Raw genomic sequence first — 18,855 nt, 5'->3', positions numbered from 1 at the left:
GAATCGAGATTCCCTGTGAACAGAAAAGCTACCGGGGTGAAACGCCGACGGCGGGAACGTGGCTCGCTGAATCCGGAGGACATCATCGACGGGGCCTTCGAACTCGCCGAGCAGGTATCGATCGACGGGCTGAGCATGCCGCTGCTCGGGAAACACCTCGATGTGGGTGTCACCAGTATCTACTGGTATTTCCGCAAGAAGGACGATCTGCTCAACGCCATGACCGACCGCGCGCTGAGCCGGCACGTCTTCGACACCCCGTTCATCGATCCCGCCCACTGGCGCGATTCGCTGTCCCATCACGCCCGGACCATGCGCTACGCCTTTCTCGGCAACCCGATTCTGTGCGATCTGGTCCTCATCCGGTCGTCGTTGAGCCCACCCGCCGCCCGCCTCGGGGCCCGTGGGATGGAACATGCGGTGGCGGCGCTGGTCGAAGCCGGACTGACCGTCGACCAGGCTTTCGACACCTATTCGGCGGTCAATCTGCACATCCGGGGTTCGGTGGTACTGCAACGGCTCTACGACAAGAACAAAGAACTCGATACCGCGGCCCGCGCCTACTACGAAGAGATCCAGATCGACCCGGAGAAGACACCGCTGCTCTCCCAGGCGATGTCGAAAGGCCGGAAATCGGGTGCACCGGACGAACACAATTTCGAGTACGGTCTGCAATGCATCCTCGACCACGTGAGCCGGCTGATCGTGGCGAATCGGTAGTGGTCCCGGGGGTGGTATCCCTCGGGACCGGGGTTTCACGGCTCCAGTCCGGCCGCGGTCAGGGTGAGGTGCCGGGTCAATGTGGCGGTGGCGGTGTCGGTGTCGATGTCACGGGCCAGTGCCGCCTCTTCCAGCCGGCGGTGTTCGTCGGCGCCGTCGCGTTCGGGGTTGCGGCGGGCAGACCAGCGGCGGGTGGTTCCCCGGTCCGCCCTCAAAGCCACCCTCGGGATCCTCGAGCGCACAGTCCGCCGTCGAGCCACCCGCTGACCGTCGAGGTCGTAGCGCGGTGTCGTATGGTCAGGCCGACACAGGTGTCCACTGTTCGGCCTGCGGGCGGCCGGGCAGCGGTTTGCCGATGAGGGCCAGCGGGACGAAGAAGTTCACCTGGCCGATGGCCATCGCGAGGGTGGCCAGGGCGATATCGTCGTAGTGCTCGGACACCCGGGCGTAGAGCTCTTCGGGCACCCGTTCCCCCTGCGAAGACGGTTGCAGGACAGCCTCTACCAGGGCGAGGGCGGCGCGTTCGGGTTCGGTGAAGTAGGGGGCGTCGCGCCAGGTCGCGACCGCGGCGATGCGTTCTTCTGATTCGCCGGCGTTGCGCAGGTTGCCGGCGTGCAGGATAGCGAGGTAGGTACTGCCTACGATCTGACCGGCACGCAGCTGCACCAGCCCGATCGTGGTCCGCGGGATCGCTCCGTTGCCGGTGGCCTTGAACAGCGCCGCGCCGATCTCGCCGAGTTCGGGGACGAGCTGCTGAGGGTTGGGCAGCCGGGAGCCGCTGCGCTGCGCAGTGGTGGAGTTCGCGTTCATCGTTGTTCCTTCTCTGTTGTGGTGAATTCGTGGTGCATCGGTCAGGTCAGGCGGGCCGGGGCCCGGGTACGGCAGTGCCGAGTGCGCGCCACGCAGCGGCGGTGGAGATGCCTTGGGGCAACCAGGCGCGGGCGGCGAAGGTGGCAGCCGCGAAGAACAGCGGCATCGCCCACTTGTCAGGACCGTCACCCGCCGCCATATGCGAACTGGCGGCCCCGCCGTAGACGAAGACCAACCCGGCGTAGGCCCATTCCTTCGTCTGCGGGTGGCCGGGAGTCAGGATCGCGGCGAGTGCGGCGGTTTTGGCGACACCGAGGATGGTGGCGAAGTACATCGGGTAGCCGAGGTGCTCGAAAGAGTCGCGGACATACGAGATCCGGGCCAGATCCCAGTAGGCGCCGACGGCGGTTTCGGCGACGACGGCGGTCACGGGAACCCAGCGGGCAAGTTTCAGACCGCGAGAGATCGACGAAGTGGTGCGAGTGGACATGTTCGGTGCTCCTGAAGTGTCGGTCGTCCGGTAGCGGATCAGGCGGCCGAGGCCGTAGGGATGGCGGTCGCTGCGTGGTGTACGACGGCGGCGAGCCGGGCGTTCTCGGGTGCGTTGAACGCGAATGCGGCGCGGCGGCGGGTGTAGCCGTAGGCGAGTCCGCTGTGCGGATCGGCGAATCCGTCCGAGCCGGCGGAGCCGGTGTGCCCGAAGGCGTGGGCGCCGAGGAACGGATACAGCAGGCTCTTGGCTTCGAAACCCAGCGTGTACGGCGCCTGCACGCCACGCACCAGGTCCGCACCGCTGGAGTGGATCGCGGAGATGGTGGCGATGGTTTCCAAAGACAGCAGTGGTTCTCGGCCGTCGAGGCCGGTGGTGGCTGCCGCGTACATCGCTGCCACGCCGTGCGCGCTCCCGACGCCACCGGCAGAGCCCTGGCCCAGGCGCCGGAGGGCGGGGTCATTGGGAAGAGCCATCACATCGGCGGCCGTGAAACCGCGTGCGTTGAGGTTGTAGGAGATTCCCGCGATTCCGTGCGGGTTGGGCGAGTGGGCGGCGAAAGCCGCTTCCCTCTCCCGGCTCGCTCGCCACGGCAGGATCGGCAGGTATCGGTGGTCGAGTTCGGCAGGCAGCCCGAGGTGGACATCCAGCGCGTAGGGGGCGCGGATCCGCTGCTCGAACAGCTCCTGGATGGTGCGGCCGGTCACCGCTCGCACCACCTCACCGAGGATGGCGTAGGTGACGAACCCGCCGTAGCCGTGCACCGCGCCCGGTTCGAAGAACGGTCGCTGCCCTATCAGCCGTTCGGCGATGACCTGCTCATCGGCGAGCTCGGCGACGGTGAAACCGCCGTCGACTCCGACGATCCCGGATCGGTGCACGAGCACGTCCCGTACGGTGATGCGCTCCTTGCCGGCCGCGGCGAACCGTGGCCAGTAGTGGGCGACCGGCCGGTCGACGTCGAGGGCGCCGTCTTGGATCAGCAGGGCCACCACGAGCCCGGCGGCCCCCTTGCTCGTGGAATGCAACCCGGTCAGCGAGGTACCGTTGACCTCCCGACCGGCCCAGAGGTCCACCACTTTCCGGCCGCGGACGAAAGCGGCGAGCTGCGGCCCTGATTCCCCGTCCTCCTCGGTGACGACGGCGGTGAACTCGGCGCGCACTTCTTCGTATCCGGCGGCGACGGTGCCGTGTACTTCCATCGCGTTCACAGTGTTGTTCCTCTCGATAGCAGCCGAGGTGGCTCACGCGCTGGGAGGATCTCGCTCCGAAGCCCGGCGTGGCCGGTGTTCTGGTGCACTGACGAACGGCAGCGAGAAAACGTGACCGGGACACGCAAAAGAGCAGGTAGACCCCCAGAAGTCTGCTCCTGCGCGAGCGGAGCTCCCGGCAGCCGGTTCGGGGGGTCGCGCGCACCGAATCGGCGGTGGGAAGAACCGGCGAAGATTTATGGGTCACGTTTCCCGCCGCCCGTTCGTCATCGGTGCGGGACGAGATCGAGGAGGACCCTGTGCACGATGAGCAATTCCTGGCCGACCGATTCCAAGAGCACCGCACGCACCTGCGGGCGGTCGCCTACCGGATGCTCGGCTCGCTCACCGACGCCGACGACGCCGTGCAGGAGGCGTGGCTGCGGCTGGCCCGCACCGACACCAGCGATGTCGGCAACCTCGGCGGCTGGCTGACCACCGTGGTCGGACGGGTCTGCCTGGATATGCTGCGGACCCGCAGGTCCCGCGGCGAAGAAGCCCTCGAAGCCGAGCATCTGCCCGATCCGGTGATCACCAGTGAGTCCACCCCCGACCCGGAACACGAAGCGCTGCTCGCCGACTCGGTGGGTCTCGCGTTACTCGTCGTACTGGAATCGCTGAGTCCGGCCCAACGGCTCGCTTTCGTCCTGCACGATATGTTCGCCCTGCCGTATGAGCAGATCGCGCCCATCGTGGACCGCACTCCACAGACCGCCAAGAAACTGGCGAGCCAGGCCCGGCGCCGAGTCCAGGAGACAACCCCGGGCCCACATCCGAACCCGGCCGGTCGGCGCCGCATCGTCGATGCTTTCCTCACCGCCGCTCGCGGCGGCGACTTCGACGAACTCCTGCGGCTGCTCGATCCCGAGGTGGTGTTGCGCGCCGACGCAGGCGAAGCGATGCGCGTGATCCGCGGCGCGGCCGCCGTCGCCGGCCAAGCCGAGACCTTCCGGCGCATGGCCACCCTCTGCACTATTCACCCCGCCCTGGTCAACGGCCGAGCGGGACTGGTCAACACCGTCGAGGACGCTCCTTTCTCCGTTATCGGCTTCTCCATCGCCGACGATCGCATCACCGCGATCGACATCCTCTCCGACCGCGACCGGCTCACCCGCCTCGACCTCACCGCCATCCTCGGATAGGCCTCCCCGGAACAGTTGCCGTGTCCCCGGACCCCGGCCGCACGGGCTCAGAAGACATCCGGTTCCGGGACGTGGAAGTGCTCGTCCCGCAACCGGAAGGCTTCCCGGGTGCCGTGTTCGGCACGGGCTTTGACGAAGTTGAATTCGCCCGGGGCGAACTGGAGGTTGGTACCGAAGGCGTGGAACAGATAGCCGGCGACCTCCTCCCCCTGATACGCCTGGCTCTGTTCGACCAACCGGAACGCCTCTTTGGCCATCACCACGCCGTCTGCGGGCATCTTCGCCGCCTTCTCGGCCCAGTAGCGGGCCCGGGCGGTGACCGCGGCGGGGGCGCAGGTCTCGGTGAAGACACCCCGGTGTTCGACCTCGCCCGCTTCGATGATGTCGCCGGTCAGCAGCAACCGCCGGGCGAGTACCGGGCCGAGCCGGTGGAAGAACATATGCAGGCTGCCGAGAGCCGGGCCGAGGAAGCGGGTGGCCGGCATACCGATCCTGGTGTCGCGGGCGATCACCGAGATATCGGTCATCAGCGCCATCTCGAACCCGCCACCCAACGCATAACCGCTGAGCTCGCCCACGGTGACCTTCGGATAGCCCATGAACTCGTGGTAGAAGCCGAACGATTTCCGGTCCACGGTCAGCCGCCGACGCTGGCTCGGGCGATTCTTCGCAGGTTTCCCGTTGCCGCCGCCGGCGCCCGGACGCTCGCCGTACCAGCCGTAGGCGTTGTTCATATCGGCGCCCGTGCTGAAAACCCCCTCGGCGCCGCGCAGCAGGACCACGGTGATGTCGTCGTCCTCGGCGGCGCGGTCCAGGTGCCGGGCCAGCTCGTCGCGCATGGCCGCGTCGTAGGAATTGCGCCGCGCAGGGTTGTCCAGGGTCACGGTGGCGATCCGGCCACCGGGGTCCACCTCGTAGTGAACTCGGCCGGCGGCGGCACTGGGGCTGGTCATCGTGATCTTCCTCTTCTCTTCACGGGATCGAAGTCGCGGCCGGATTCCGGGACTGCGGATCAGTCACGCACCCGGCGGCGGCCGAACCGGGTTCCGGCCGATTTCGCCGGAGACGCCGCGCCGGTCTCCACATCCGCCGCGCACAGCAGGACGTCGTCGCGCAGGAGCCGAGCCGTCGATCGAATTCCGGTCTCGTGCACGGCACGCTCGATCTCGAAACGCAATTCCACCAGCAGCGGCGTCGGCCGGCGATAGGTGATGGTCATCGAACGCGTTTTCCCGGTGACGCCGATCGCGCAACTGTGGTGCTGGACCACCGCGTCGAAGAACACTCCGAGAAAACCGCCGTGTACGAGCCCGGGCGGCCCCTCGTGCACCAGCGGGAAAATGATCCGGCCGGTTGCGTGATCAGGGCCGAGCAGGTCGAAAATGTACTGGGGAAAGCACGGGTTGTAGGCGCCGATATCGAAGGCGTGGTCCAGGTAGACACGCTGGGTATCGGCCGCGTCCGGCCCCACCCGGGGCGCGGGGTCCGCGGGTGCCGCGACGGCCAGTTCCCGCTCCCACCGGCCGAGCCGTTCGATCATCGTGTCCACCGCCGGGTGCGGATGTTCGAGGGAAACCAGCAATCCGGTGATCCGGCGCAGCGCCGCGGCCGCGGCCACCGTCTGCGCGAGAGGCTTTTCACCGAAGCGGAGGGGGGCCGTGGCAGTTGCCACGGACTCGGGGTCGGATATCTCGTTCGCGGCCATCGAACCCTGCTTTCGTTGCCGAGATGTCTTCACAAACCTTGGCAGAAGATCAACGGTATTGTCTACTGTATCTATATCAGTATGCACCCTGTCCCCCGGCCGCCCAGGAGGGAACCATGCCGTTCGACACCATCGACTACACGGTCGACGGACACACGGCCACCATCACGCTGGATCGGCCCGACGCCCTCAACGCGCTCAGCCCGCATATGATCACCGAACTGCGCGCCGCCTACGACGAGGCCGAGAGCGACGACACGGTGTGGTTGCTCATCGTCACCGGTGCGGGTCGTGCGTTCTGCACCGGCGCCGATGTCAAGGCCATCCCCGGCGACGGCAAGGTCATCAACGAACGGCCGTATCTGTCCACCTACGAACAGTGGGAGGCGCCACAGGAAGGCACGCCCCCGTTCCGGACCATGACCAAACCGGTGCTGACCGCCGTCAACGGCGTGTGCTGCGGGGCGGGACTGGACTGGGTGACCACCGGCGATATCGTCATCGCCTCGGACCGGGCGACGTTCTTCGATCCGCACGTCAGTATCGGCCTGGTCGCCGGACGCGAGGTCGTCCGCCTGGCCCGCGTGCTGCCGCGTACGGTCGCGCTGCGGATGGCCCTGATGGGCAAACACGAGCGGATGAGCGCCCAGCGTGCCTACGAACTGGGCATGATCACCGAGGTGGTCGAGCACGACCGGTTGCTCGAACGCGCCCACGACATCGCCGCGATCGTCAATTCCAACGCCCCGCTGGCGGTCCGCGGTACCCGGCTGGCCATTGTCAAAGGCCTGAACATCCCGCTGCACGAAGCGGAGATGCTCGCCGAATCGTTCCGGGAACGCGTCACCCGGACCGAGGACGCACTCGAAGGCCCCAAAGCGTTCATCGAGAAGCGCACCCCCGACTGGCAGTGCCGATGAGCCCCGCACCGACGAACCCCACGCCCGAGGAGCCCGGGCGGCCGACCCGCGGTCCGATCGACCACCGGGCGAAGACAGCCGGTATGCCCGACACCGGCCCTACCGCCGCAGCGGCAACTCACGGAGACAACGGCGAATTCGAAACGATTCTGCTCGAGGTCGATTCGGCCGACCGTGTCGCGACACTCACGCTGAATCGTCCCGAGCGACTCAACGCGTTCAACCGGACGATGTGCGAGGAAGTCGAACGCGCGTGGCGCGCGATCAAACTCGACGACTCGGTCAATGCGGTCGTCATTCGCGCAGCGGGTGACCGGGCCTTCAGCGCCGGACTCGATGTCAAAGCCCCCTACGGGCAGCCGACCAGTGTCTGGCATCACGAGGATCCCGGCGAGGCACTCGGTCCCAAATGGCAGAAGCTGTGGAAGCCGGTCGTGTGCGCGGTGCACGGGATGTGCACCGCGGGAGCGTTCTACTTCGTCAACGAATCCGATGTCGTGATCTGCTCGGACGAGGCGACCTTCTTCGACTCGCACGTTTCCGCGGGCCTGGTCTCGGCGCTGGAACCGATCGGGCTCATGCGCCGGATCGGACTCGGTGAGACCTTGCGGATGGCGCTGATGGGCAATGACGAACGGGTCGCCGCGCCGACCGCGCTGCGGATCGGCCTGGTATCGGAGGTCGTCGCCCGCGAGCAGCTGTGGGCCCGCGCCCACGAGATCGCCGCGTCGATCGCCGCCAAACCACCCGCGGCCACCCAGGGCACCGTCAAAGCGATCTGGGAATCACTCGACAAGCCCTACCGGGCGGCGCTCGACCACGGACTCATCTATACCCGCCTGGGCAATCCGATCGGCAAGTCCGAACTGGCCGCCGAGCCGCCCACCGCGACCGAACCGAGGATCCGCTGATGACAGAGCCCGCGGTACACGCCCATCCGCTGAGCCGCCGGATAGCCCATGTGCTGGCCTTGCAACCGGATTCACCCGCCCTGGAATTCGACGAGCACTGGTACTCGTGGGGGCGCATCGGCGGGCTGGCGCAGCGCATCGGGGCGGTCCTCGAGCCGGACGTGGAGGCGCGTTCCGTCGGGATCCTGCTGCGGAACCGTCCCGAACACGTGGCCGCGCTGATGGCGGTACTGCAATCCGGCGGGACCGTGGTGGTGATCAACCCGTCGCGCGGAGACGACCGGACCCGCGACGATATCGCCGCCTTACGGCTGCCGGTGCTCATCGGCGCACCCGGCGACCTCGACTCACTGGTGACACCGGGCGCGGAGACCACGGTTGTCTCGATCCCGGGTCCGGATGCGCTACCCGAGATCCGCGTCACGGCCACCACGAACACTGAAGCGGCGCGGCCGGGCGCGGCCGTCCGCATGCTGACCAGCGGCACCACCGGACCACCGAAGCGGGTTGACATCACCTACGACATGCTGGCCCGCAGCGTGATGGGCACCGACCCGGCAGCGGCACCGGCGCAGCCCCGTAAGGGGGTGGCCATCGTCAATGCGCCGCTGGTGCATATCGGTGGGGTGTTCCGGGTGCTGCAATGCGTTACCCAGGCCCGGCCGTTCGTCCTGCTGCCCCGGTTCGAGCTGAAACCCTGGGTGCGGGCCGTGCGCGCGCACCGGCCGGGCGCGGTGTCGCTGGTCCCGGCGGCGCTGCGGATGGTGCTGCATTCGGAGCTGCGGCGCGAGGATCTCGCCGGAATCCGCGTCGTCACCTCCGGAACGGCACCACTGTCGGCCGACGACGCCGACGCCTTCTCCGAGAAATTCGGTATCCCGGTGCTGACCTCCTACGCCGCCACCGAATTCGGCGGCGGCGTGGCCGGCTGGACCCTGCCCGACCACGAGCGGTACTGGACGGCGAAACGGGGCAGTGTGGGCCGGGCCAGCGGCGGCGCCCGGCTGCGGGTGGTCGACGAGCACGGCGCAGTCCTCGGCTCCGGCGAACCGGGAATACTCGAGGTGATCCCCGGCCAGCTGGGGCCCGGGGCCGACTGGATCCACACCACCGACCTGGCGCGGATAGACGCGGACGGATTCCTATGGATCCTGGGCCGGGCAGACCAGGCCATCATCCGCGGCGGTTTCAAGATCATGCCCGACGATGTGCGCAGCGCTCTGGAAAGCCATCCGGCGGTGCGCGGCGCCGCCGTGGTCGGCCGGCCGGATCCGCGACTCGGCGAGACACCGGTGGCGCTGGTGGAACTGCGCGAGGGCACGACGGCTTCGGACGGCGAATTGACCGACCACCTGCGAACCCGGCTGGCACGCTATGAGATTCCGACGGAATTGGCCGTGGTCCACACGATTCCCCGCACCCCCTCGGGCAAACCCGACCTCCGCGCGGTACGGCGCCACTTCGAAGAAGTCGCGGCGACAGCCAACGCACAGATACACCCTGACAGCGACGAAGCCGCTCGACCCGAGTCCGGCGAACCCCGCAATCCCACCGGTGACGAGCCCGCCGACATCACAGGCGTCCCACGGGAGCCGGCCGTGCCGGCTGACGACAATATCTTGGTCGGCGTGCTCCGCAAGCAAGCAAACGAGCGTGGCGAGCACCCTTTGCTGGTCTGCGATCAGGAGCGGATCAGCTACGCCGACGCGGAGTCGCGATCCGCCCGCCTCGCCCGCGCCCTCATAGCCCTCGGTGCGGGCAAGGGTACGCATATCGGGTTGCTGTACCCCAACGGCGCGGATTTCGTGGTCGGAGCCTTCGCCGCGGCCCGGATCGGTGCCGTCGTGGTGCCTTTTTCCACCTTCTCGACCCCGCGGGAGTTGGGTACGCAATTGGTGGGCAGCGATATCCGGATCCTGCTGGCCACGGCCGGTTACCGCACGCACGATTACGTTGCGCGATTGTCCGAGTTGCTGCCCGGCGCATTCGATTCGGATGCTGCTCGCGCCGCAGATCGTGTGCTGTGCCCGGCCGCCCCACAACTCCGGCATATTGCGATCGACTATGCCCCCGCACACCCGCGCACCCATGTGTCGGCGGCAACTCGCCCGGCGCTTCCGGACGGCCCGGAACCGCGCAACGGCCGGATCGGTCTCTCCGGCACCGGACGACGTATCCGCGATATCGGCGAACTCGACCCTCTCGCCGATATCGTCGGCGAGGAGCTCCTCGCGGCGATGGAGCGCGAGGTCGACGCCGCCGATCCGCTGGCGATCATCCACACCTCCGGTTCGACCAGCGCCCCGAAGGGCGTCGTGCTCACCCACGGCGGCCTGCTCGGACATCAGCGCAATCTCAACGAGATCCGCCGCCTCACCCCCGGCGACCGGCTGTTCTGCAACTCCCCGTTCTACTGGATCGGCGGCTTCGGTTACGCCTTGCTGGCGAGCGTGCTGGCCGGTTCGACGCTGATCTGTTCCAACGCCACCGATGCGAGCGCCACGCTGGACCTCTTGGAGGCCGAAAAGCCCACTGTGACGAATGGTTTCGCCGCCGGCGTCGCCCATCTCGCCCGGCATCCGAGTTTCGCCGGACGAGATCTGTCCTCGATGCGCCGCGGCAACCTGTACGCGATCATGCCCGCCGACGCGCGGCCCGCCGACCCGGAACTGCGGCACAATATGCTCGGTATGACCGAGGCGGGCAGCGTGGTGCTGCTCAGCGGCGACGACTCCGACCAGCCCGAATACCGCCGCGGTTCGTTCGGCAGGCCCGCACCCGGATTCGACACCCGGATCGTGGATCCCGACACCGGCGCCGATACCGCGATCGGTGAGATCGGCGAGCTGTACATCCGCGGGCCGTATGTGATGCAGGGCTACTATCGGCGCGGCCGGGAAGAGTGCTTCGACGCCGACGGCTGGTTCCACACCGGCGATCTGGTGCGTGCGGACGACGAAGGTTTCGTCTACTTCCTCGGCCGCCGCGGCGCCAGGATCAAGACCGCGGGCGCGAACGTCTCCCCCGCCGAGGTCGAGAAGGCCATTACGAAAATCACCGGTGCGACAGCGTATGTGCTCGGACTGCCCGACCCCGAGCGCGGGCAGATCGTGGCGGCCGTCATCGTGACTTCCGACGCGACCCTCGACGAAACCGCGCTGCGCGAAAGGCTCCGGCAGGAGTTGTCGGCCTACAAGGTTCCCCGGCTATTCGCGGCGCTACGGCCCGCCGACGTCCCGCTGCTGGCCGGCGGGAAAGTGGACAGCCGGCAACTCGGAAAGATCTTCCATGCCTGACCAGACCGCGGCGACGGACACCATCGACACACTGTTACGCCGGCACGCCGCCGAACGCGGACACCACCCGGCGGTGATCGACCCCCGCACCCGCACGACCTACGCCGACCTCGACGCCACGACCCGCCGGATCGCCGCCGCACTCGTGGCAGCCGGAATCACCAAAGGAACCCGGGTGGGACTGGTGGCCCCCAACAGCGTCGGCTGGGTGCGGATCGCGCTCGCGCTCACCCGGATCGGCGCGGTCCTGGTCCCGATGAGCACATTGCTGAAACCACCGGAACTCATCGCCCAACTCCGCACCGCCGCCGTCGAAGTACTCTTCGCCTCCGAGGAATTCCGCGGCCACCGCTACCTCGACGGCCTCCGAGCCATTCTCGGCGAATCGATCGACACCGTGCCGATCCACCATCCCGAATTACCCTCTCTCCGGCATATTTACATCGCCGAGGACGTCACCGGCCTCGGCGAGACGCCCACCTCCTCCGCACTCACGCGCACGCCCCGCCGCACTCGACCCGCTCACGCAGAGCTCGCGGCGACCCCGGCCGCGAGCGCGGTTGCCGGAGCGCTGGCCGCTACCGTCCGCCCGGCCGACCCCATGCTCATCATGTTCACCTCCGGCAGCCGGGGCCTGCCCAAGGGCGTGATCCATTCGCACGGCAATGCACTGGCCGCCGTCCGCTCCGGGCTCACCGCCCGCTGCATCGACACCGATACCCGGCTCTATCTTCCGATGCCTTTCTTCTGGGTGGGCGGATTCGGCGGCGGTATCCTGTCCGCGCTCACCGCCGGCGCCACCCTGGTCACCGAGGAGATACCGCGGCCGGAATCGACGCTGGAACTGCTCGAACGCGAGCGGGTCACGCTGTTCCGAGGGTGGCCCGACCAGGCCGCGGCTCTCGCACGCCGGGCGGCGGAACTCGGCACCGATCTGTCCGCCCTGCGGCCCGGCAGTCTCGAGGCACTGCTGCCTCCCGGCCGGCGTTCGCGGCCCGGCGCCCGCGCGAACCTGTTCGGGATGACCGAATCCTTCGGACCGTATTGCGGCTACCCCGCCGATAGGGATATGCCCGATTCCGCGCACGGCAGCTGCGGCCGGCCCTTCGAGGGAATGGAGGTGCGTATCGCCGGCCCCGCGGGCGAGGGGGTACCCACCGGAACCATCGGGGAGATCCAGCTGCGCGGACCGCATATCCTGCGCGGTATCTGCCGCCGCGCCCGCGAGGACCTGTTCACCGCCGACGGCTACTACCCCACCGGTGATCTCGGACGCCTCGACGAGGAAGGGTTCCTCTTCTACCACGGGCGCCGCGACGATATGTTCAAGGTCAACGGCGCCACCGTCTATCCCGGCGAAGTCGAAAAGGCACTGCGGTCGCTGGCCGGTGTCACCGGCGCGTTCGTCACCGATGTCGAACGCGGTGCCGGCGACCGGGTGGCCGCGGCCCTGGTTGTCACCGGCCGCCCGGATATCGGTCGGCTATGTCACGCGGCCAGGGAAATCCTGAGTTCGTTCAAAGTGCCGACCATCTGGCTACTACTGGACTCCGATACCGATATTCCGCGCGGCACCACGGGCAAGGTCGATATCGCCGCGCTGCGAAAGCTGCTGTCCGACCGGGGTATCGACCCCGACACGGCGACCGGACCACCCCGCTGAACACCTACGGCCGGCGCCGCACCGGGCCACGGCACCGGCATATCGACCCCCGCACCCGGAACCGGTTGTGCGTGTCGGCACAACTCGACAGGGAACCACTATGCGCGACGGCAGCCGAGGCCACGCGCGACAGGAGGGCGACCGGTCGTTCAGCGCACTCCGTCGCGGGATACTGTCGAATCGGGACCGAAGCCTTCGGCATGCTTCCCGTACTAAATACCGTTGTAGTTACAGTATCTCGAATCCGCGCGTTCGTGGCGCGGACGATCGAACGCGAGACGACACCGGCGCACCGCCGGTACAAGGAGGCCCTGCCATGACGAGCGCGTCCACCGGAGCCGAACCGGTCACCGAGGAAGATTTCCGGGAGATCCTGGCCCAGACCCGGACCTTCGTCCGCGGCGTCGTCATGAAGCGGGAACGCGATATCGCCGAGGAGAACCGGATGCCCGGCGATATCGTCGACCAGGCCAAGGCCATGGGCCTGTTCGGCTACGCGATTCCGCAGGAATGGGGCGGGCTGGGCCTGGATCTGGCCCAGGACGTCGAGCTGGCCATGGAGTTCGGCTACACCACCCTCGCCCTGCGGTCCTTGTTCGGAACCAACAACGGAATCGCCGGACAGGTGCTGGTGGGTTTCGGTACCCGCGAACAGAAATCGCGGTGGCTCGAATCCATCGCCTCGGGTGCCGTGGTGGCCTCGTTCGCGCTCACCGAATCGGGGGCCGGATCCAATCCGGCCTCGCTGCGGACCACAGCGCGGCGCGACGGTGCGGACTGGGTGATCGACGGTGAGAAGCGGTTCATCACCAATGCCCCGGTGGCGAACCTGTTCGTGGTCTTCGCCCGGACCCGCCCCGCCGATGAGTCGGGCGCGGGCATCGCCGTCTTCCTCGTCCCGGCCGACTCGCCCGGTGTGGAAGTCGGGCCGAAGGACCGCAAAATGGGGCAGGAAGGCGCCTGGACGGCGGAGGTGCGGTTCCAGGATGTCCGGGTCGGGCCCGACGCGCTCGTCGGCGGGAGCGAGGACATCGGCTACCGCGCCGCCATGACCTCGCTGGCCCGTGGTCGCGTCCATATCGCCGCGCTGGCCGTCGGCGCCGCCCAGCGCGCCCTCGACGAATCGGTCACCTACGCGGCCACGGCGACCCAGGGCGGTACGCCGATCGGCGAATTCCAGCTGGTACAGGCCATGCTGGCCGATATGCAAACCGGCGTAATGGCAGGGCGGGCACTGGTCCGCGACGCCGCCCGGCGCTGGGTGTCCGGCGAGGACCGGCGCACCGCGCCGTCGGTGGCGAAACTGTACTGCACCGAGATGGTGGGTAAGGTCGCGGATCTCGCGGTCCAGGTCCACGGCGGAACGGGGTATATGCGTGATGTGCCGGTGGAGCGGATCTATCGGGATGTCCGGCTGCTGCGCCTGTACGAGGGCACCAGTGAAATCCAGCGGCTGATCATCGGCGGCGGCCTGGTCAAGAACGCCCGCCGCGAGGGCACACCACCCGCCTGAGGATCACCGCGAGCAGCCACCGGCCCGCCGGGCAGGTACCGGGCCCGGCGGGGCGCCCACCGGAACTCCGCAACACTCGGTCACCGACAACTGAATCGGCGTGAACGGCGTTCATCTCGCATCCGACCACCGGCGCTGTCGACGAAGTTTCTCCAGGCTTCCGCGGGCACCGGCGTGAGCGGCATCGGTCGCGAGGCCGGCCGTCTCGGCTGTCGCCCGGCCGGCGGCCGCCGAGTCGGCGGGTGTCATGACCCGGCGGCGACCTGTTCGCGGGCCCAGCGGTAATCAGCTTTACCCGCGGGACTGCGCATGATCCCGGGCCGGAACACCACCGCTTTCGGCAGTTTGTAGCGCGCGAGGGATTGCGCGGCATGGGCGACCAGCTCGTCGAAATCCGCGGTGGCACCGTCGACGAGTTCGACCACGGCCACCACCTCCTGACCCCAGCGCTCGCTGGGGCGGCCCACCACCAGCACATCGGCGACAGCCGGATGCGAGGAGATCGCGACCTCCACCTCCTCGGCGAAGATCTTCTCACCACCCGAGTTGATGGTGACGGCGTCGCGGCCCAGCAGTTCGATGGAACCATCGGCAAGGAGGCGGGCGCGGTCGCCGGGCAGGACGTAGCGCACACCATCGATCATCGGGAACGTCGCCGCGGTCTTCTGCGCGTCGCCCTTGTAGCCGAGCGGGGTGAACCGGCGTTGCGCGAGCCAGCCGATCCCGTCGTGGCCGGGTTCGAGCACGGTGCCGAAATCCTCGGCGACCACGCGGGTATCGGCACCCGCGGCGAACTTCCCGGTCGAGACGAATCCCGCCGCGGACACATGATGCAACTGCGCCCCGGTCTCCGAGGAACCGACACCGTCGAGCACGGCCAGCCCGGGCACCGCCGCGATCCAGCGTTCTTTGACCGCCGGGCTGAGCACCGCGCCGCCGTTCGCCAGCGCCACCAGCGAGGACATATCCGCGGTTGCGGCGGCCTCCACGGCGGCCAGGACCGGGCGCGCCATCGCGTCGCCGACCACGATGACGACCGACACCTTCTCCCGCTCGAGGGTGCACACGATCTCGTCGGCATCGATCCGGTCGGCGACCGGGGACATCACGATGGTTTGCCCGCTGGTCATGGCCGTCAGCACGGCCCACTGCGCGGCACCGTGGATCAGCGGCGGGATGAGCAGCAGTTTCATCCCGGGATTGGCCCGCGTCCGTTCCGCGATCTCCTCATGGGACGCGACGGTGGCGCCACTGGTCGCGTCCCGGCCGCCGCAGGCCCCCATATAGATATCGTGCTGACGCCACAGGACACCCTTCGGCATCCCGGTGGTGCCGCCGGTGTAGAGCACGTAGAGATCGTCGGGCGAGGGTTCGACCGGGAGCGGTTTCGGTTCGGTGGTGGCGAGCACCGTTTCGTAGTCGACGGCGCCGTCGAGCAGTTCGTTACCGGAGGAATCGGCGATCTGGATCAGCACCCGCAGCCCGGGCAGCTCCGGCAGTACTTCGGCGAGCGTCGGCGCGAACGCGGCGTGGTAGACCAGTGCGGTGGCACCCGAATCGGCCAGCAGATAATGCAATTCGTTCTCGACGTATCGGTAGTTGACGTTGAACGGGGCCACCCGCGCGCGAAAAGCGCCGATCATGCTCTCGACGTATTCGGTCCCGTTGTAGGCGTAGATCCCCAGCAGGTCCTGCCCGACCTCATGACCGCCCAGGTCCGGCCGTTCGGTGTGGCATCCCAGGCCCTGGGCGTGCAGATAGGCGGCCAGCCGCCGGGAACGCTCGGCGACCTGCGCATAGGTGTGCCGCCGCTCGCCCTGCACGATCAGATCCCGGTCCGGGATCACGGCGGCGGCGGCATCGGCGGCGGATACGAGGGTGAACACCGGTTCGGATCCGGTCGCGGAAGAAGCGGACAACGGTGACTCCTCGTTCGTCTGCTGCACAGTGGTGCGGGCCGGATCAGGTCCGGGGGAATTCTGCTGGGCCGCCGGCGGCCGGGGCCCCACGCAACCGCCGGTGGGTGCGCCGGCGCGCGATGCGCAGCGCGAATCCGGTGAGACGCTCGGTCCACCGGCCGAAGGGCGGGGCGGCCAGGCTGGTGATCGGCACGGGCAGGTCGGTACCGACCACCGTGCGGTGGTGGCTGAAGGTGTCGAACCCGGCCTTACCGTGGTACGCGCCCATCCCGCTTTCCCCGACCCCGCCGAAGGGCGCATCGTCGGGAAACATCTGCATGGCGAATTCGTTGCGGGCCACACCGCCGCTGCGGGTGCCGGCGACGAAAGTCCGGAAATCGGCCCGGTCGGGCCCGAACCAGTAGGCGACCAGGGGCGCGGGACGCCGGTTGATGTAGTCGATGACCTCACTCGGCTCCCGGTAGGGCAACACGGTCAGAACGGGCCCGAACACCTCTTCCGAGGCGATGGCCATATCGTCGGTCACGTCACGGATGATCGTCGGCGCGATCTTGCGCAGACCCGGGTCGGGCAGTACTTCACCGGCGGGAGCGATCGTCTCCACTCGGGCGCCGCGCTCGCGGGCATCGTCGATCAGTCCGACAACGCGTACGTAGTTCGCCGTGTTCACCAGGGCGGTGTAGTCGTCGTTGCCGAGTATCGCGGGGAACATCCGGCGCCAGGCACCGGCCAGGGCAGCGGTGAAGTCGTCCATCCGATCCTGCGGTACCAGCACGTAGTCCGGGCATACGCAGACCTGTCCGCCGTTGACCATCCGCGCCCGGGCGATCCGGTCGGCGGCCCGGGACAGATCGGCGTCCGCGGCCACGACCACCGGGTTCTTTCCCCCGAGTTCCAGCGTGATCGGGACCAGATTCGCCGCGGCGGCGCGCTGCACCAGCCGGCCGACCCGGGTGGAACCGGTGAAGAACAGGTGGTCGAACGGTAATTCGGTGAAGGCCGCCCCCACCTCGGGGCCGCCGGTGACGACCGCGAGCTCGGTTTCGTCGAAGTACCGCTCCGCCAGCCGCCGCGTGAGTTCCGCCGTATGCGCGGTGATCTCGGACATCTTGATCATCACCCGGTTCCCGGCGGCAAACGCGGTCGCGGCGGGCAGGATCACCAGGTTGACCGGGAAGTTCCAGGGTCCGATGATGCCGACCACCCCGAGCGGACACGGCCGGACCTCCGCGCGGACGCCGTACAGGCGGGCCGCCCGATCCGGTCGTCGCGGCCGCATCCAGCCGGTGAGATGGGAACGAACGTATTCGACGGCGGTGAGCATGCCGGTGATCTCGGCGAACAGGGTGCCGGTCCGCGAGCGGGTTCCGAAATCTGCGGTGAGCGCCTCGACGTAGGCGTCGGTGTTGTCCAGGACCATGGCGAGCAACCGGTCGATACGCTCCCGGCGTAGGGCGGCGCTCGGCGGACCCTCGCGTAGAAACGCCTGCCGCTGGCTCTCCAGGATCGCCGCGAGATCACGGCCGTCGGCCGAAGCCGGGCCGGTGCCTGCCCTTCCCGCGGACGTGTCCGGGGTACTGCCGTTCATCGTGCGCGCTTTCCGATGGGCCGGCCGAGGTCGAAGGGACCGCCGTCGATGACCGCGCCGAGCCGGCCGATATCGATACCGAGGTCGGCCGTGGCCGCCCGGCAGGCCGCCACATCTTTACGCAGAAACGGGGCGGCCAGCTGTTCGAACTTCACCAGCCCCCCGGTACGGCCGATGGAACCGGCGGCGAAACTGCGGCCGCTGGACACGGCCAGCGCATCCAGCAACTGTTCCTCCCCGATACCGAGGCGTTTGCCCAGTTCCAGCGCGGACGCCGCCATCTGGGCATTCGCCGCGAACAGGGCGTTGTTCACCAGCTTCACGCTCAATGCGGTGCCGAGCGCACCGGTGGTGATGACGGTGCTCGCATAGGATTCGAGGACCGGTCGCGCCCGCGCGACGGCGCCCGCGGCTCCGCCGAGCAATACGGTGAGTTCTCCGGCGGCGATATCCTCGGCGGAACCACTCACCGGGCCGTCCAGCAGCGTCGGCCCGCCGGGGTTGCCCGCGGCCAGGCCCGTGACGGTGGTGACGGTGCCGGTGGTGTGCGAGACGACGACGGTGTCCGGCCGCGCCGCGGCGAAGACTCCGTCGGGCCCGCCGAGTACCTCGACGAGCTGAGCGTCGGAGAACAGGCAGAGGATCACGATATCGGCGGAGGCGGTGGCCGCGGCGATGGAGTCCACCACCTTCGCCCCGCCGGTGCGCAGCCGTTCCCGTACCGATTCCCGCCGGGCGTACACCTGCACGCGGCAGCCGGCGGCGACCAGCCGGTACACCATCGGCTCGCCCATCCGGCCCGCTCCGACAAACCCGACGACCTGCGACATCGACACTCCTCACTCGCGGTCGGCCCGAACTCGCCGCCGCGCGGTCCAGCGGGGCAACCTACGAACAGAGATATATCCAGTAATGGCAACAGTAACAT

16 protein-coding genes are annotated in these 18,855 nt (G+C 68.3%); 7 read left to right on the top strand and 9 right to left on the bottom strand.

Translation table 11 applies throughout. The annotated features are described in order from the left end of the window. The first annotated feature begins 15 nt into the window (after positions 1–15). A complete protein-coding gene (locus AB0F41_RS06835; RefSeq protein ID WP_357421753.1) occupies positions 16–720 on the top strand; it encodes a TetR/AcrR family transcriptional regulator C-terminal domain-containing protein in 705 nt (234 codons plus the stop codon). A 35-nt stretch (positions 721–755) separates the two neighbouring features. Here AB0F41_RS06835 and AB0F41_RS06830 read toward each other — a convergent pair whose 3' ends face one another. From AB0F41_RS06830 to AB0F41_RS06815, 4 genes are all read right to left on the bottom strand, one after another. Beyond that, positions 756–941 (bottom strand): hypothetical protein, encoded by a 186-nt coding sequence (locus AB0F41_RS06830; RefSeq protein ID WP_357421751.1) that lies wholly within the window; start codon positions 939–941, stop codon positions 756–758. Between the two features lie 76 nt (positions 942–1,017). Continuing rightward, the gene (locus AB0F41_RS06825; protein ID WP_357421750.1) at positions 1,018–1,530 is read right to left on the bottom strand and encodes a carboxymuconolactone decarboxylase family protein; all 513 of its coding nucleotides are present in this window, start codon (positions 1,528–1,530) and stop codon (positions 1,018–1,020) included. A 46-nt stretch (positions 1,531–1,576) separates the two neighbouring features. After that, the gene (locus AB0F41_RS06820; protein WP_357421749.1) at positions 1,577–2,020 is read right to left on the bottom strand and encodes a DoxX family protein; all 444 of its coding nucleotides are present in this window, start codon (positions 2,018–2,020) and stop codon (positions 1,577–1,579) included. 38 nt (positions 2,021–2,058) lie between these two features. Then, on the bottom strand, positions 2,059–3,222 hold the full coding sequence (locus AB0F41_RS06815; RefSeq protein WP_357421843.1) for a serine hydrolase domain-containing protein: 1,164 nt from the start codon (positions 3,220–3,222) through the stop codon (positions 2,059–2,061). Between the two features lie 308 nt (positions 3,223–3,530). On the opposite strand from AB0F41_RS06815, the gene AB0F41_RS06810 reads away from it, so the two are divergent. Then, positions 3,531–4,412 (top strand): sigma-70 family RNA polymerase sigma factor, encoded by an 882-nt coding sequence (locus tag AB0F41_RS06810; protein ID WP_357421747.1) that lies wholly within the window; start codon positions 3,531–3,533, stop codon positions 4,410–4,412. A gap of 47 nt (positions 4,413–4,459) precedes the next feature. Here the strand turns inward: AB0F41_RS06810 and AB0F41_RS06805 are convergent, their stop codons facing one another. Together AB0F41_RS06805 and AB0F41_RS06800 are read right to left on the bottom strand one after the other, a co-directional pair. Further along, positions 4,460–5,365: an enoyl-CoA hydratase/isomerase family protein gene (locus tag AB0F41_RS06805; RefSeq protein WP_357421746.1), complete on the bottom strand. Its 906-nt coding sequence runs from the start codon at positions 5,363–5,365 to the stop codon at positions 4,460–4,462. A gap of 59 nt (positions 5,366–5,424) precedes the next feature. Next, positions 5,425–6,117: a hypothetical protein gene (locus AB0F41_RS06800; RefSeq protein ID WP_357421745.1), complete on the bottom strand. Its 693-nt coding sequence runs from the start codon at positions 6,115–6,117 to the stop codon at positions 5,425–5,427. A gap of 116 nt (positions 6,118–6,233) precedes the next feature. Here AB0F41_RS06800 and AB0F41_RS06795 point away from each other — a divergent pair, with 116 nt between their 5' ends. From AB0F41_RS06795 to AB0F41_RS06775, 5 genes are all read left to right on the top strand, one after another. Further along, positions 6,234–7,037, top strand: coding sequence for an enoyl-CoA hydratase-related protein (locus tag AB0F41_RS06795; protein WP_357421744.1), 804 nt, complete (start codon positions 6,234–6,236; stop codon positions 7,035–7,037). Between the two features lie 83 nt (positions 7,038–7,120). Next, positions 7,121–7,948, top strand: a complete 828-nt coding sequence (locus AB0F41_RS06790) for an enoyl-CoA hydratase/isomerase family protein (protein ID WP_357421743.1) — start codon at positions 7,121–7,123, stop codon at positions 7,946–7,948. Continuing rightward, positions 7,948–11,244, top strand: a complete 3,297-nt coding sequence (locus AB0F41_RS06785) for an AMP-binding protein (RefSeq protein WP_357421742.1) — start codon at positions 7,948–7,950, stop codon at positions 11,242–11,244. Before AB0F41_RS06790 ends, AB0F41_RS06785 begins: the two co-directional genes overlap by 1 nt. Beyond that, a complete protein-coding gene (locus AB0F41_RS06780; RefSeq protein WP_357421741.1) occupies positions 11,237–12,907 on the top strand; it encodes a class I adenylate-forming enzyme family protein in 1,671 nt (556 codons plus the stop codon). The genes AB0F41_RS06785 and AB0F41_RS06780 overlap by 8 nt, the downstream gene beginning before the upstream one ends. Before the next feature lie 316 nt (positions 12,908–13,223). Then, positions 13,224–14,420, top strand: a complete 1,197-nt coding sequence (locus tag AB0F41_RS06775) for an acyl-CoA dehydrogenase family protein (RefSeq protein ID WP_357421740.1) — start codon at positions 13,224–13,226, stop codon at positions 14,418–14,420. Between the two features lie 245 nt (positions 14,421–14,665). On the opposite strand, the gene AB0F41_RS06770 is transcribed toward AB0F41_RS06775, so the two are convergent. Genes AB0F41_RS06770 through AB0F41_RS06760 form a run of 3 tightly spaced genes read right to left on the bottom strand, consistent with a single transcriptional unit; the run spans position 14,666 to position 18,757 of the window. Further along, positions 14,666–16,339 (bottom strand): acyl-CoA synthetase, encoded by a 1,674-nt coding sequence (locus AB0F41_RS06770; RefSeq protein WP_357421738.1) that lies wholly within the window; start codon positions 16,337–16,339, stop codon positions 14,666–14,668. A 43-nt stretch (positions 16,340–16,382) separates the two neighbouring features. Beyond that, positions 16,383–17,927 (bottom strand): coniferyl aldehyde dehydrogenase, encoded by a 1,545-nt coding sequence (locus AB0F41_RS06765; RefSeq protein ID WP_357421737.1) that lies wholly within the window; start codon positions 17,925–17,927, stop codon positions 16,383–16,385. Continuing rightward, positions 17,924–18,757 (bottom strand): NAD(P)-binding domain-containing protein, encoded by an 834-nt coding sequence (locus tag AB0F41_RS06760; protein ID WP_357421736.1) that lies wholly within the window; start codon positions 18,755–18,757, stop codon positions 17,924–17,926. Before AB0F41_RS06760 ends, AB0F41_RS06765 begins: the two co-directional genes overlap by 4 nt. Positions 18,758–18,855: the final 98 nt, after the last annotated feature.

Origin of the sequence: Nocardia sp. NPDC024068, from assembly GCF_040638875.1 — a bacterium.
Lineage (GTDB): Bacteria > Actinomycetota > Actinomycetes > Mycobacteriales > Mycobacteriaceae > Nocardia.
The sequence above is the reverse complement of the archived record's forward strand: the minus strand, read 5'-3'. Positions and strand labels throughout refer to the sequence as shown.